Raw genomic sequence first — 14,621 nt, 5'->3', positions numbered from 1 at the left:
AACCACTTTTAATTAGAGTTTTTATTCAAACCCAGTGTAAAAACTGGGTTTTTTATTTTTGCAGTGTATACATTGAAAATATCAATATTTACGTTGCCAAAGTAACATTAAAACTCAGCTCATATTCTCTTAATAGATTTATATCAAACAAAACAATAGGTTACTTAAAACCCTTCAAATTTAATAAATTAACCATAAAAAAATAAGTAAAAAATTATAATAATATTGTTGCAATTTATTTTATAAACGCTATAGTTTTAACCATCGAAGATACGGAGGGTATTAGACATGGCTAAAACAAGACACATTCATCAACGTATGAACCAACGCGGAATCAAACAACAAATGTTAGAGATCGTGAAAATGTTTGGTGTTGACGATGGTGACAAAACCATTCTTAACGAGAAAGGTATTGAAGCGGCACTTTCTGAAATCAACAAGCTATCCAAAGATATGCAGAAAATGAAAAACAAAGGTGGCGTAGTGCTTGTGGAAGCTAATGGAGTTGAAATCACGGCTTACTCGCTTGACAGCTACAGCCGTAATAAAGCTCGTCATCTACATTAATTTCAAGGAACTATACCGTGAACAAAGCATTACATTCTCTATTAGATACTTACCGTGGATCATACGATACGGTAAATGCAGCTCAAATATTGGGACTAATGGCAGTAATCATCAAATTAGCAGATGAAAATAAGCTGCCTGAAGGAATTGAGCTATCGTCCAATATAAATTTTGAAGAAGTTAAGAAACTAGTTGAATACTTCTTCCCCTATTGGGAAGAAGTATTCAATCTTTTTATGAAAGAAATGACGAATAATGAACTGACTGAATATCTAGCTGCATTAAAAATGCTTTTACAATCTGGTGCAGCTAGTTACAGAGACATTGTTTATGCGATTGCTAATTTGTCGGAAGGCTTTCATTCTGGTTTTTTTCACACTCCATATGAATTGATTCAGCTTGCAGTCTCTATGAAACCAGACGAAGACACCAAACTGTACTGCCCGTTTGAGAGCTGTGTGAGCTTCATATCAGAGCTGCCAGTTAACAGTAATATCGCAATTGAAACGAAGCACGCTCAAACAGCAATGTTTGCTGAGATGTTTAATTTACTGCTCGACCTAAATGCTAAGGTGAATTGCTCTGATCCTATTGCCAGCCCAAGTTTCATTGGTGAAGGTGGTTTGCAACAGTTTGACAGTTCATTTGCATTCCCCGCAGTAAATGTTAAGTACTCCAAAGTAAAAGATATTTGGGATCGATTCCCTGAAAATGCCCTGATGGGTGAAGTGTATCATTTGCGTCATATGTTAGCGCAAAGCGACTTTGTTGCAGCATACGTATCATCGGGCTTTCTTCACCGAAGCGCAGCAGGTGAAGGGGAATTTAAACGAGACATTCTGGAAAAAGGATGGCTTAAAGCAGTAGTGGCATTACCACAAAAACTACTTGCTCAGTCTGGTATTAGCATCAATCTAATTATTCTAGATAAGAAACACAATAGTAGAGCAACATTATTCGTAGACGCTTCTGGAGATGAATTTACTCAATCGATTGGTAGATCGCGAAATAAACTAACAAACATTCATTATATTTCTGAACTTGTAGAGGATATGCGTCCTTCTGAAATCTCAGAATTGGTAACAATGGAAGGGATTACAGAGAATAACTTTAGCTTATCCCCAAGTCGGTATGTTATTAGTGAGGAAGAAAAGCAAATTCAGGAGTTTCTAGATAACCACGATAGTAAAGAACTGGCTGAAATTGCAACTTTAATCCGCCCTCAACCGCTGAAGCATAAGGAATCTGGTAATCATGAATTTACAGAGTTTAGTATTCATGACATCAACTCTGTGGGTCAGCTAACAGGTTATGGAAGAAGCGTAAAAGTCTCATTGGTTGATAAAGTAAAAGCATCAAAGCAAATAATTAAACCGGGTGATCTCTTAGTTGTATGTAAAGGGGCTATAGGCAAAGTTGCTGTGGTTCCAGACGATATTCCTGAAAATAGTATCGCTAGCCAAGTGTTCTCAATTATTCGAGTTCATAGTACCTCTGGAATCTCGACTATAGCTCTTTATCAGTTTTTTATATCAGCAGTTGGTCAATCACAATTGCAAGGCGTAGCGACTGGTACAACGGCATTAATGATTGCCTCGAAAGCAATGGCAAACTTTAAAGTTCCAAGCTTCAATGAAGAAGAGTTACAACGAGCAGAGCAAATAAGGTCACAGGTGCTAGCAATTAATACTCAAATGGAAAAATTGAGTGCAGAAATTAGTGGGCTAAATCAGAGTTGGCCTGTTTAAAGCGAATTACTCATCTGATTGATTTATAGATTAAAAATTATAATAATGGGGACGTAGTTGGCCCCATGCCAAAAGGATATTACAACGTGTTTGAACAAACATTTAAAAACATCGACGACATTCTCCATAAAGACGCTGGTTGCTCAAGCGAGTTAGACTATACAGAACAAACTTCATGGATGCTGTTTTTAAAGTATCTGGATGACTTAGAATTTGCCAAGTCGCAAGAAGCTGAGTTAATGGAGCAGGATTACAGCTACATCATTGACGAAGCGCACCGCTGGAGCAAGTGGGCAGCGCCTAAAAAAGCCGATGGCAGCTTTGATCACGACAACGCTTTAACCGGTGATGACTTGATGGAATATGTCGATGGCGAGTTATTCCCCTACCTCAAAGGCTTTAAGCAGCGCGCAGAAAGCCCTAATACCATTGAATATAAAATTGGCGAAATTTTTGGTGAGATAAAAAACAAAATTCAAAGTGGTTACTCGCTGCGAGACGCCCTTGAAAAAGTAGACGAACTGCAATTTCGCTCACAAGAAGCCAAGCACGAGTTATCTCACCTCTATGAAGTAAAAATTAAAAACATGGGTAATGCTGGACGTAACGGTGGCGAATACTACACACCGCGCCCGCTAATCCGCGCCATGATAGACGTGATAAAACCGCAAATTGGTGAAACCATATACGACCCCGCCGCAGGGTCAGCTGGCTTTTTATGTGAAACCTTTGATTATTTACGTCAAGGCGGTACTGAAAAGCGACAACTTAAGTCCAGTGACTTAACGGTATTGCAAGAAAACACCTTTTACGCCAAAGAGAAAAAGTCACTGGCTTATGTGATTGCCATCATGAACATGATATTACACGGTATAGAAGCGCCTAACGTTATTCACACCAACACCTTGGCTGAAAACCTTCAAGACATTACCCCTAATAGGCAACACGACATTATTTTAGCTAATCCGCCTTTTGGTGGCAAAGAGCGTCCTGAGGTACAGCAAAACTTCCCTATCAAAACCGGTGAAACCGCCTTCCTGTTTTTGCAACATTTTATCAAATCACTCAAACCCGGCGGCCGCGCTGCCATAGTGATTAAAAACACCTTTTTGTCTAATACCGATAAAGCAGCCATTGCCCTGCGTAAAGAGCTACTCGAAAACTGTAATTTACATACTATCTTGGATTGTCCCGGCGGCACCTTTATTGGTGCTGGGGTTAAAACGGTTGTGTTGTTTTTTACAAAAGGTGAACCGACACAAAGCACGTGGTTTTATCAGCTTAATGTTGGTCGTAATATGGGTAAAACTAATCCATTAAATGACAAGGACTTAAAAGAGTTTGTTGAGTCTCAAGTAAGTTTCACCGATTCAGACAATTCATGGTCATTGGCAACCAGTGAACTGGACAACAGCACTTGGGATTTATCGGTTAAAAATCCTAATGCCAAGGAAGAAGCACCTTTGCGTGAACCGGAAGCAATTATTGACGAAATTATTGCGCTGGATAAAGAGAGTGAAGCGATTTTAGCTAATATTCAAAAGGTAATTAGTTGATGGTCATGAAATTTGTTAAATTAAATGATTGCTGCGAAATTAAGCCACCAAAATCTGAAGCTAAGAAAGTTTTATCGCCAACAGATCTCGTATCGTTTGTTCCAATGAAAAATCTCGGAATTAATACTGTTGACCTTGAATTAGACGAGAATAAGCAATTATCAAAAGTTAGTGGCAGCTATACTTACTTCGCAGAAAATGACGTCTTGTTAGCAAAAATTACTCCATGCTTTGAAAATGGGAAATTGGGTATAGCCCGAGGCCTAACTAACGGAATTGGGTTTGGGTCAAGTGAATTCATTGTATTCAGACCGTCAAAAGAATTGCTTGCTGAATATTTATATTATTTTTTGCTGCGGCCAAAATTTAGAGAACAAGGAAAGGCAGTTATGACCGGTGCCGTTGGTCATAAGAGAGTTCCGAAAGACTACATCGAATCGACATTGATTCCGCTGCCTTCAATTGAGGGCCAAAAACGCATCGTCTCCATTCTAGATCAAGTCTTTGCAGATATCGAAAAGGCCCACGCTACAGCAGAGACAAACCTGAGAAATGCCCGTGAGTTGTTTGATAGCTATTTGCAGCAAGTGTTTAGTCAACGAGGTGAAGGCTGGGTTGATACATCTCTAGGTAATATTTGCAATTTTCAGAATGGATATGCCTTTAAAAGTAAAGATACTGTTGAGACCTCGAATACACAATTGCTACGGATGGGAAACCTGTATCAAAATATTTTAGACTTAAATAGGAAGTCAGTATATTACCCAGATAATTTTTCAGATGAGTATGAGCAGTTCAAGCTTAAAGAAGGCGATATGATTATCTCCCTTACTGGAACTGTTGGGAAAGAAGATTATGGCTATACTGTTGAGATACCGAAGACTGACAAAACTTTATTGCTAAATCAACGGATTGCAAAAATTACAAGCATAGACATGAAGAAGTTGGATAAACGATTTCTTCTTCGAATATTAAGATCAAGAGTATTCTTGGATAAGCTGTATTCAACGGCTAATGGAACTCGACAAGCCAATCTTTCCACGACAACAATGAAAGATATTTTGATTGGTATTCCAAGTTTGGATAAGCAGTTAGAGCTATGTCGTGACTTCGATAAATTAGAAGTAGAAGCTTTGAAATTAGCAAGAATATATAGCAAAAAGTTAGTGGACTTAGATGAACTTAAAAGCTCCATTCTCCAAAAAGCCTTTACTGGCGAATTAACTAAAAGCAAAGGAATTGTCGCGTGACATTAACTCCTAAGAATAAAGCCAATCGCAATGAAGCTGACACCCGCGCTGATTTAATTGATCCTCAGTTAATAAATGACGGCTGGGGTGAAGTAGAGAAAAGCTCTATTCGACGGGAAATGATTTGCCCGGGACGTATACTCATCGGTGGTAAACGCAGTCAACCTGTAAACAGTGATTATGTGTTGGTGTACAATGGCCGCAAATTAGCGGCGGTTGAGGCGAAAAAAGAAGCGTTAAGCTATACCGAAGGCGTGCGCCAAGCTAAGGATTATGCCGAGCGCTTACAATGCCGTTTGGCCTATGCCACCAATGGGCACGACATCTACCAAATTGATATGCTCACCGGTGATGAAAAATTAGTTGAGCGTTATTTATCACCAGAAGAACTCTGGTCACTTACTTTTGCTGAGCAAGACAAAAAGGCACCTGATTTTAAAAAGGTTTGGCGAGAACGTTTTGCTAATATTCCGATGGAGTTTAAAGGGGACTGGGCACCTCGTTACTACCAAGAAAATGCAATTAATAGCGTGTTGGAGGCTATTGCCGGAGGCGATAACAGAATATTACTGACGCTCGCGACTGGCACTGGGAAAACAGCCATCGCTTTTCAGATTGCCTGGAAATTATTCCACAGCCGTTGGCGTTTGAATTCTTGGCATAACCCTGATGATGCTAAGCGCAGACCAAGAACACTGTTTCTTGCTGATAGAAATTTGCTTGCTAATCAAGCATATAATTCTTTTGCTTCATTTCCCGAGGATGCACTATTACGCATAGCATCCGATGAATTGCGAAAATCAAACGAACGCAGCGACGAAGACAAAATGAACATTGAATTGTCTGATAAAATTCGTCAGGCTGGCGTGAGAAATGTTCCAAAGAATGCCGCTGTATTTTTCACAATATTTAATACTTTTATGCAAGGTAAGGATGATAATGGCGATGATTGTCCTTATTTTGGAGATTATCCTTCAGACTTTTTTGATTTAATTATTATTGATGAATGTCACCGTGGTGGCGCTAATGATGAAGGTGCATGGCAAGACATTCTTAAACATTTTAGTCCGGCTGTTCAATTAGGTTTAACCGCTACTCCGAAACGCACTGACAACGTCGACACCTATAAGTATTTTGGTGAGCCAGTATACAGTTACACCTTAAAGCAAGGTATTAACGACGGTTTTTTAACTCCGTTTAAAGTGTACCCGATTGTAGGGACAATGGACGAGTATGTGTATACCCCAGGTGATGGCGTGGTGGTACACGGCATTCCAGAGCCTGGCAGGCTGTACAAAGAAGGTGACTTTAATCGCATTATTACTATCCCAGAGCGTGAACAAAAGCGCGTTCATTATTGGATGGACTTATTCGAACCAACAGAGAAAACCATCGTCTTTTGCGCGACTCAAGAACACGCAGGCATGGTGCGCGATTTTATCAATCAATATGCTAGGCAAAAAGGCTGGACGACCAACACCAACTATTGCGTGCGCGTTACCGCCAATGATGGTGCAGCTGGTGACAATGACTTAAAAACGTTTCAAGATAACGAAAAGACCATTCCCACAATATTGACTACATCACGCAAACTCTCCACTGGCGTTGATGCTCGCAATGTACGCAATATTGTGCTCATGCGCCCTTGCAACAACATGATTGAGTTTAAACAGATAGTTGGTCGTGGCACCCGTATGTATGAGGGCAAAGATTACTTTACTATCTATGATTTTGTAAAAGCTCACCACAACTTTGCCGACCCCGAATGGGACGGTGAGCCATTGCCCCCTGAAAACATTTGTGGGGTCTGCGGTGACTCGCCCTGTAGCTGTGTAAAAGTGCCCTGTGAAGTTTGCGGCTTTAGCCCTTGTACTTGCCCCAAAGAGCCTTGTGCTGACTGTGGAAGTGGGCCTTGTGTATGTGAACAACCGCCTTGTGGTCTCTGCGGAGCCTCTCCCTGTGTATGCGAGCCTGTTGAATGTCCAGAGTGCAACAACACGCCTTGTATATGCGATAAATCGGAAAAAATCACAATTAAACTCAGTGATGGTAAAACGCGACAAATTAAACATATCTCGTCAGTAATGTACTGGTTTGGCGATAAGCCAATTACAGCTAAGGAATTTGTAGAACGTCTCTTTTCAGATCTGCCACAGTTCTTCAAAGACGAAGACCAACTGCGAGAAATATGGAGCGACCCAACAACCCGAGAACAGCTCCTTGAAAGCCTTGCTGAAGCGGGTTACGACGAAGATAAGCTAGAAGGCATGAAAGAGCTAATAGATGCCAAAGACAGCGATGTGTACGACTTACTCCGCTACGTGGCATACGCAAGAGAAGCAATTAGTCGTCAAAGTCGAGTAACCACTACTAAGCCAAAAATCAAAACAGCCTTTGGTGATTACAAGCAACAAGAGTTTATCGACTTCATCTTGGAAAAATACATAGAAGACGGCGCCGGAGAATTAGCTACCAGTAAAATGCGCAACTTAATTGAATTGAAATACCACACCATTGGCGATGCGGTGCAAGAGTTCGGCACAACCGCAGCGATTAGGGAAACGTTTGTTGGTTTTCAAAAGTATTTGTATGAGTAGTGCTCATTAATCGGAAATTAGTGTTAGTTAGCTCCTGAATCATTTTGGGCTAAACAGTGAACATAATGGAGAGAGATATGAGAGCATATAGAAAATTATCTACCAGTCACCTTACGATCATAGTGCCAGAGTATGGATACTGAGAATATTAAAAACGTTTCGAAGTGATGTTATGGCTAATATAATTTAAAATTTCTTTTTTCGCCTTTTCAATATGATGAGACGAAAAAAAGGGATTTTTGCAAATGAATTGAACTAAAGTGAGCAAATTTTGACAAATAAAGTGGACTTACCATAATGGTAAGCAGTATCATCGTCAGCCAATATTCTGGTGAGCTACCTGAATCAGGCAAAAGTCGAAAGATAAAAGGCGTGACTGGCCCTTTATATGATCCAGCTAAAGTATTGGAAATACTTAATGTAAAACAACCTATTGCTTGGGCTAATGGGTGTATATCAGACATGCAGAAATGGTCGTTTGATGGAGATGACTTAGAAGAGCTAACTCGTTATGCAATTGAGCATGGGCAATATATAGATTCTGAATGGTGTACAAATAAACCTAATGGTGCATTTGCCGCATGCGACTCTTATCGATTTACTCGTCGAGAGTGGAATGAAAATGCGTATAGAGAAATGAGCTTTAATTATTATATCAAAGTTGCGATAGGTAAGACTGGAAAAGTATTATTACTTGCTTCTTGCCATCCATCAGGTTCTTGATTGAGGAATTAAAAATGAAAAAAATTTCCACTTGTCCAATTTGCGAAGAAGGTATTCTTGAAGCAAGAATTGGAACAAATGAAGTTGAATACAAAGGTAAAGGTAAGACTATTCCTATGCACTATAGTGAATGTGCTTGTTGTGGTTCAGAGCAAGCTTCATCTTCTGATTTACGCAAAAATAAAAGATTAATGATTGAATTCAAGAAAGAAGTCGATGGTTTACTTACAGGTAAGGAACTTAAAGAAATTCGGATTGAACTTGTCCTTACTCAAGCTGATGCCGCTAAAATATTTGGTGGTGGTCCAGTAGCATTTTCAAAATATGAAGCTGACGATGTAGCTCAAGCTGAATCAATGGACAAGTTATTGCGATTAGCCCATGCTGTGCCTGAAGCATATGCTCACCTAACACATAACTCTGGATACACTAAAGAAGTCGAACAAGAGATATCCAGTGAACAATGGAATTGGAAGCAATTCATCCCTGAGTTAAATGCGACAACGAAACCCAAACCACGTCCAGTACTCAAGGTTATTAAGTCAAAAGATTTTGGACACAATGCTGGTTATGGTGATCTTCAGGCAGTAGGTTAATGGCAAATACAAATTTACAAAAGGCTATTGAGTCTCTTCGTATATCAGATCTTTATGTTAGAAATTTAGAATCAAAATGTTATGAAGGATTTGATCCTAAGCATTCAGATATGGAAGAGTTAGTCGTTCAAACTAAGCATTTGGTAACGAAATCTGAGGTTGTTGAAAATGACAATAAAGAGAAGTTATTTAGAGTCTTTGTTGAGGTCGGTGTTAAATGGTCAATTGAAAACGAGGAAAAAGAATTAAACCCTCAAGTATTCATCGAAGCAGAATTTGTTGCTGAGTACGATGTTAAAGACGATTTAGAAGATGAATGTTTTAATGAATTCGCCCTGCATAATGTTAGCTACCATGTTTGGCCTTATTGGCGAGAACTTCTAATGTCGCAATGCGATAGAATGCGATTACCAAGAATACTGTTACCTATGACACAAATAGCTCACAATCAAAGAAGCGTGAAAGACGAGACCAGTGAACAATAACAAATGCCAAGTTTAATGCTTTTTATTTGGTTTTTGTACGATATGTGATGGCTAATATAATATTTTACGCTTAAAAGTGAACATGAAAATTTACGCAGTTTGATTTTTTTGTTCTTTTTTTGATCTAAACTATTGATTTTAATGAGCTATTTTTAATAATTGACAATTATATTTTATAGCTTTAGTGATAGAAACCCTTTTAGACAAAAATAAAAATATTGAAAAATACAGTTAGAAGCCGCTACTAAGCGGCTTTTTTAGAGATGAATAACTTAGTTTATTGCTGATTAGTCAATGTTTACACCAAGAACAATTGACTACTTTTTTAAAGGTATCGTTTTGGGTAACCGTGTATGGATTAATTGATAACCATTTCTGAAAATATAGCCTAGTATTTACTTCTCAACCCAAGGAGCCAAAATATGAAATTATTAAATGTAGGTTTAATCAGTATAGCTATTTTCTCAACAGGTGCTTTTGCTAAAACACAGCTACCTGTTTCAGCACATAACTGCAAAATTGTTGAAGAAAAACTCGATTCAATGGAAGCCCGTGAAAAAGTAGGTTCTTCTACACCTAAACATGCTAAACGACTTAGAGCAAACATCGAGATGTTTGAAGAGCTCAAAGATGGTTGTTTGAAATCAGGATTGGTTACCAAGTAATATTCCTTAAGGGCTAGATTTATGTTTCATAAAAATCTGCCCTTACCCCTACTATTAAGTAACAATTCTTAATACTGAGCGTTATCCCCTTCCAAAGAATAAAATTATTATCAAACAGCTTTTCAAATGTACCTATTAAATTTTCTCATTCTCGTAAAATAGCGTAAGTGCAGATTGGGATGCCTACTGTTGTAATTTTTTGAGAAATACACAAACCCTCAAACCGATTGGCATAAAGTGCTCTTCTAATGCTCGAGTTACCCGGTAACCCTTTTTGGTGTTGTCCTCAACTTGGGGTATATTTACCTCTGTTTAAGATATAATAAATAGAGCTACATTAATTCCCGAGCGAAATTATGAAAAAAGGTCAAGAGCCTGAAAAAAATACTCAAAGTGTGTTTGTAAACATTTCCGCAATAGTCGTTTTTAGTAGCTTAATGCTGGGCATTATAGTTTATTTGTATTCGGGCTCAACAAACATAAAACGTATCGCCTTAGAAAACTTAGCTGAGCAATTTGCTACAAATATCCAAAATGCTCATTGGCAGTGGCAAGGTGAAGGCAAGCCTGAAATATTAATGTTAGTGTCTTACACGAGTCAAATAGGTGAAAAGGAAACGGTAACCGAAACGTCTCGAAAACCAATATTTATGACTCACGATGGTTGGCCTAAAGCGGCCTCAACCTCAAAAGGCTGTGCAAAAATTTGGGATATGGTACTCAATGCTCCTATGACAATTGAAGGTTTTAAGGTAATTGCAGAATATTATGATGGATTGAAACTAACAAATAACCCGTTAGATTCGACCTGTAGGTTTAGGCTTTCAACCGGTCCTTATTTTGAATACAAACCGCACTCAGGGCTAGTATCGCAAGTTAAGTCTTAAGGCTCTTTAAAGTCACTGGACATCACTGGGAACTTTTCTCTGTTTTTGCCAGATATAACTATTAGGCGACTAACACAGCTGTATAAGCTAGAGCTAAAATTAAAAAATACCGTGTAAGAGCAATTCAAATTTCACCCAACAAATAGGTGCCGCTAATTGGACTTGAATATACAGAGGTATAGATAAACTAACTTGTTACAAACCTGCCTGAGGTTAAAATAACAACCAACCTAAGAGTAGTTATAATCTAAACCTTACCTTTGAGATAAAAATGAAACAACAAGATGGCTTTACATTTATTGAATTCATTATAGTGATGACTATTTTAGGGGTTGCTGCGGTATCAGCTACACCTAAATTGATTGATACAAAGAGTAATGCACATGCAGCAACCCTAAAAGGCGTGCAAGCTGCACTGAAAGTCGGTTCTCAACTGGTTTATGCTAAGTCAGTAGTCGCAGGAAAACAAAAGAATCCATCAACTTTCAACACCTCCTCTCAAATAACATTAGGTAAAAACCCTGTCGAAACAAATTTTGGCTACCCTGATGCCGAAGCCGCTACATTTACCTCAGTTCAGTCTTGGGGAAATATTCACTCAACTCAATTGACTCTCATAGCTGGAACTTTATCAAATCCCCAAAAAGAGACGCCAGCCAGCGGTACTATCGCCTTTTTCCCTACGGGCAATGCTCATGTAGATTTTACAGAAACAGGTGAGTCAGGCCTTAGTTGCCATGCTTTATACACAGAAGCTGCGAATGAATACACACCGCCAATAGTTACAGTCGTTACTGGTAGTTGTTAAATATGCATTAATGCCAATTGGTATTGCGAGCCACACTTCAAGACTAAACTTAGAAACACTTTGAATTACTTACAAATTTTAGTATGTACCGCCCCTTCCCCCCTGAATATTGTTCATTTTGTAGTCATTTATCAAAATTCCCCCCTAAACCCTCTTTTTTATTGCGAGGTTGATCTACTCTACTTGCCCAAACCACAGTGCATTGGTACAGTTAGCGCAATATTTAACTTATCAATAAAAGTGCGGTTTTTTCATGTTTAAAAAGCTTCGGGGAATGTTTTCCAACGATTTATCAATCGACCTCGGTACAGCAAATACCCTCATCTATATTAAAGATCAGGGTATAGTTCTAAATGAGCCTTCTGTTGTTGCCATTCGTCAAGAGCGTACTGGCGGTCCTAAAAGTGTTGCAGCCGTAGGTGTTGAAGCAAAACAAATGTTAGGCCGAACGCCAGGTAACATTAAAGCCATAAGGCCAATGAAAGACGGTGTAATTGCTGACTTTTATGTAACCGAAAAAATGCTTCAGCATTTTATAAAACAAGTCCACGATAATAACTTTTTGCGTCCTAGTCCTAGAGTTCTAGTATGTGTGCCTTGTGGTTCAACTCAGGTTGAACGTAGAGCTATTAGAGAATCAGCCCTGGGTGCTGGAGCTCGTGAAGTCTATCTAATCGACGAACCTATGGCCGCGGCAATTGGTTCAGGATTACCAGTTTCTGAAGCCACTGGCTCTATGGTAGTTGATATCGGTGGTGGTACTACCGAAGTCGCGATTATTTCCTTGAATGGGATCGTGTATTCTTCATCAGTCCGAATCGGTGGTGATAAGTTTGACGAAGCCATTATTTCCTACATACGTCGTAACTTTGGTTCTTTGATTGGTGAAGCAACTGCCGAGCGAATTAAACATGAAATTGGCGCTGCATACCCAGGCGAAGAAGTGAAAGAAATTGAAGTCCGAGGTCGTAATTTAGCAGAAGGGGTACCCCGCAGTTTTACCCTTAATAGCAACGAAATTCTAGAAGCTTTACAAGAACCATTAACAGGGATTGTATCTGCTGTAATGGTTGCTTTAGAACAGTCTCCACCAGAATTAGCCTCAGATATTTCAGAGCGAGGCATGGTACTAACCGGTGGTGGGGCCTTATTAAAAGATTTAGATCGCTTATTAATGGAAGAGACAGGCATACCAGTAGTTATAGCTGATGATCCTTTAACCTGTGTCGCCAGAGGCGGCGGTAAAGCTTTCGAAATGATAGATATCCACGGAGGCGACCTCTTTAGTTACGAAGAGTAGCTTTAAACATGTCTTAAACAATTAGGTGGTGTAATACCACCTAATATCACTTTACATTATAGTCAGTGATCACCTGCGATAGTTTACAAGTACTTAATCAAGGCCCATAAATGAACTTGATGTTTTCCAAAGGACCTTCACTACCTAATCGGCTAGTATTAGGTTTGTTGTTTTCCGTTTTTCTTATCTTGTTTGATCATAAATTAAATGGGTTTGCGACCACTCGCGTTTATCTCAACTCTTTTGTCAGTCCATTACAATATTTAGCTAACCTTCCAGGCGAATTATTAAGTGTCAGTGCGAGTCGTTTAGTCTCCCATGAGCAATTATTCAAAGAGAATGCCCAGTTAACTCGCGAAGCACTGTTAATGAGTGAACAATTACAAAAATTTAGATTCTTGGAAGCTGAAAATGACCGACTTCGAAGCTTATTAAATTCTCCTGTAAAAAATAATATCCACCGAGAAGTTGCAGAGCTAATGGCAGTTGATAATAACCCCTATAGCCTACAAATAATTATAAACAAAGGCACATTAAATGACGTGTATGAAAGCCAACCTGTCCTCGATGATAAAGGTATAGTTGGGCAAATTATGCAGGTTGGGTCTACCAATAGCCGAGTACTACTCATTACCGACGTCACTCACGCTCTCCCCGTAAGAGTTGCAAGAAATAATGTGCGCCTGATTGTATCTGGAACAGGTAGCTTAAATGAGTTAATTATTCAGCATGTGCCCCACAGTACTGACCTAAATGAAGGTGACTTATTATTATCTTCAGGCTTAGGTAACGTTTTCCCAGAGGGCTACCCCGTAGCCGAAATCACCTCTATTGTCAGTGATGAAGGTCGCCCTTTTTTACAAGTAAAAGCTAAACCAATAGCCCAATTAGACAGACTTAAATACCTTTTACTGTTATGGACTGAAACCGACAGCGATCAATCTACACAGGACGTTAACCCGTGAGTTTACGCACTTATGCCATTCCCCTGAGTATACTCATTGCTCTTGTATTACAAATAACGCCCATGCCATCAGTGGTAGATCTATATCGTCCAGATTGGGTTTTGTTAGTGTTAAGTTACTGGGCTTTAGCACTCCCAAATAGAGTCAGTGTCGGAGTCGCATTTATCACTGGGCTAATATTAGATATATTGCTTGGCACAAGTATGGGTATCCACAGCTTTGCTATGTGCTTGTGTATTTACATATTGGCTGCCAATTATCAGCGCCTGCGAAACTACTCAGTTTGGCAGCAATCTACGATTATTGGCATCATGTCTGCTTTGTATAATCTAGTGGTTTTTTGGTTTCAACACTTACTTACCGATATTTACTTTTTGTTCGAATACCTATGGCCCGTAGCGAGCTCAATGATCATTTGGCCTTGGTTATTCTGGCTATTACGTAAAATACGCCGCCAATTAAGATTAAAGTAAC

14 protein-coding genes are annotated in these 14,621 nt (G+C 39.2%); all 14 read left to right on the top strand.

All coding sequences use genetic code 11. The features are described 5' to 3' along the window. Nucleotides 1-288 precede the first annotated feature (288 nt). The 14 genes from ABJE44_RS15810 to mreD all read left to right on the top strand — a co-directional run bounded on the left by ABJE44_RS15810 (nt 289) and on the right by mreD (nt 14,620). Nucleotides 289-567 (top strand): hypothetical protein, encoded by a 279-nt coding sequence (locus ABJE44_RS15810; RefSeq protein ID WP_348111007.1) that lies wholly within the window; start codon nt 289-291, stop codon nt 565-567. A 17-nt stretch (nt 568-584) separates the two neighbouring features. Next, complete coding sequence (locus ABJE44_RS15805; protein WP_348111006.1) at nt 585-2,315, top strand: N-6 DNA methylase; 1,731 nt, start codon at nt 585-587, stop codon at nt 2,313-2,315. An 86-nt stretch (nt 2,316-2,401) separates the two neighbouring features. Then, entirely contained in the window at nt 2,402-3,871 is a 1,470-nt protein-coding gene (locus ABJE44_RS15800) for an N-6 DNA methylase (RefSeq protein ID WP_348111005.1), read from the top strand. A 5-nt stretch (nt 3,872-3,876) separates the two neighbouring features. After that, the gene (locus ABJE44_RS15795) at nt 3,877-5,121 is read left to right on the top strand and encodes a restriction endonuclease subunit S (RefSeq protein ID WP_348111004.1); all 1,245 of its coding nucleotides are present in this window, start codon (nt 3,877-3,879) and stop codon (nt 5,119-5,121) included. Beyond that, a complete protein-coding gene (locus tag ABJE44_RS15790) occupies nt 5,118-7,718 on the top strand; it encodes a DEAD/DEAH box helicase family protein (protein WP_348111003.1) in 2,601 nt (866 codons plus the stop codon). Before ABJE44_RS15795 ends, ABJE44_RS15790 begins: the two co-directional genes overlap by 4 nt. A 297-nt stretch (nt 7,719-8,015) precedes the next feature. Next, a complete protein-coding gene (locus tag ABJE44_RS15785) occupies nt 8,016-8,441 on the top strand; it encodes a hypothetical protein (protein WP_348111002.1) in 426 nt (141 codons plus the stop codon). A 14-nt stretch (nt 8,442-8,455) separates the two neighbouring features. After that, nucleotides 8,456-9,037 (top strand): type II toxin-antitoxin system MqsA family antitoxin, encoded by a 582-nt coding sequence (locus tag ABJE44_RS15780; protein ID WP_348111001.1) that lies wholly within the window; start codon nt 8,456-8,458, stop codon nt 9,035-9,037. Continuing rightward, a complete protein-coding gene (locus ABJE44_RS15775; protein WP_348111000.1) occupies nt 9,037-9,522 on the top strand; it encodes a hypothetical protein in 486 nt (161 codons plus the stop codon). Before ABJE44_RS15780 ends, ABJE44_RS15775 begins: the two co-directional genes overlap by 1 nt. Before the next feature lie 422 nt (nt 9,523-9,944). Next, nucleotides 9,945-10,187, top strand: coding sequence for a hypothetical protein (locus ABJE44_RS15770; RefSeq protein ID WP_348110999.1), 243 nt, complete (start codon nt 9,945-9,947; stop codon nt 10,185-10,187). A gap of 356 nt (nt 10,188-10,543) precedes the next feature. Further along, nucleotides 10,544-11,074, top strand: a complete 531-nt coding sequence (locus tag ABJE44_RS15765; protein ID WP_348110998.1) for a hypothetical protein — start codon at nt 10,544-10,546, stop codon at nt 11,072-11,074. Nucleotides 11,075-11,345: 271 nt separating this feature from the next. Next, on the top strand, nt 11,346-11,882 hold the full coding sequence (locus ABJE44_RS15760; protein WP_348110997.1) for a prepilin-type N-terminal cleavage/methylation domain-containing protein: 537 nt from the start codon (nt 11,346-11,348) through the stop codon (nt 11,880-11,882). A gap of 253 nt (nt 11,883-12,135) precedes the next feature. Next, nucleotides 12,136-13,182 (top strand): rod shape-determining protein, encoded by a 1,047-nt coding sequence (locus tag ABJE44_RS15755; protein WP_133469822.1) that lies wholly within the window; start codon nt 12,136-12,138, stop codon nt 13,180-13,182. Between the two features lie 110 nt (nt 13,183-13,292). After that, entirely contained in the window at nt 13,293-14,147 is an 855-nt protein-coding gene (mreC, locus tag ABJE44_RS15750; protein WP_348110996.1) for a rod shape-determining protein MreC, read from the top strand. Further along, nucleotides 14,144-14,620, top strand: coding sequence for a rod shape-determining protein MreD (gene mreD / locus ABJE44_RS15745; protein ID WP_348110995.1), 477 nt, complete (start codon nt 14,144-14,146; stop codon nt 14,618-14,620). The genes mreC and mreD overlap by 4 nt, the downstream gene beginning before the upstream one ends. Nucleotide 14,621: the final 1 nt, after the last annotated feature.

Origin of the sequence: Paraglaciecola sp. (assembly GCF_039942875.1) — a bacterium.
Classification (GTDB): domain Bacteria; phylum Pseudomonadota; class Gammaproteobacteria; order Enterobacterales; family Alteromonadaceae; genus Paraglaciecola.
Note: the sequence above shows the minus strand (reverse complement) of the source record. Positions and strands in the feature narration are given on the sequence as shown.

Bases quoted from the DNA above. Each gene is read 5' to 3' on its own strand.
- ABJE44_RS15770 (WP_348110999.1), top strand. From the start codon at position 9,945: ATGAAATTATTAAATGTAGGTTTAATCAGTATAGCTATTTTCTCAACA.
- ABJE44_RS15775 (WP_348111000.1), top strand. From the start codon at position 9,037: ATGGCAAATACAAATTTACAAAAGGCTATTGAGTCTCTTCGTATATCA.
- ABJE44_RS15755 (WP_133469822.1), top strand. From the start codon at position 12,136: ATGTTTAAAAAGCTTCGGGGAATGTTTTCCAACGATTTATCAATCGAC.
- ABJE44_RS15780 (WP_348111001.1), top strand. From the start codon at position 8,456: ATGAAAAAAATTTCCACTTGTCCAATTTGCGAAGAAGGTATTCTTGAA.
- ABJE44_RS15785 (WP_348111002.1), top strand. From the start codon at position 8,016: ATGGTAAGCAGTATCATCGTCAGCCAATATTCTGGTGAGCTACCTGAA.
- ABJE44_RS15810 (WP_348111007.1), top strand. From the start codon at position 289: ATGGCTAAAACAAGACACATTCATCAACGTATGAACCAACGCGGAATC.
- mreC (WP_348110996.1), top strand. From the start codon at position 13,293: ATGAACTTGATGTTTTCCAAAGGACCTTCACTACCTAATCGGCTAGTA.
- ABJE44_RS15765 (WP_348110998.1), top strand. From the start codon at position 10,544: ATGAAAAAAGGTCAAGAGCCTGAAAAAAATACTCAAAGTGTGTTTGTA.
- ABJE44_RS15795 (WP_348111004.1), top strand. From the start codon at position 3,877: ATGAAATTTGTTAAATTAAATGATTGCTGCGAAATTAAGCCACCAAAA.
- ABJE44_RS15760 (WP_348110997.1), top strand. From the start codon at position 11,346: ATGAAACAACAAGATGGCTTTACATTTATTGAATTCATTATAGTGATG.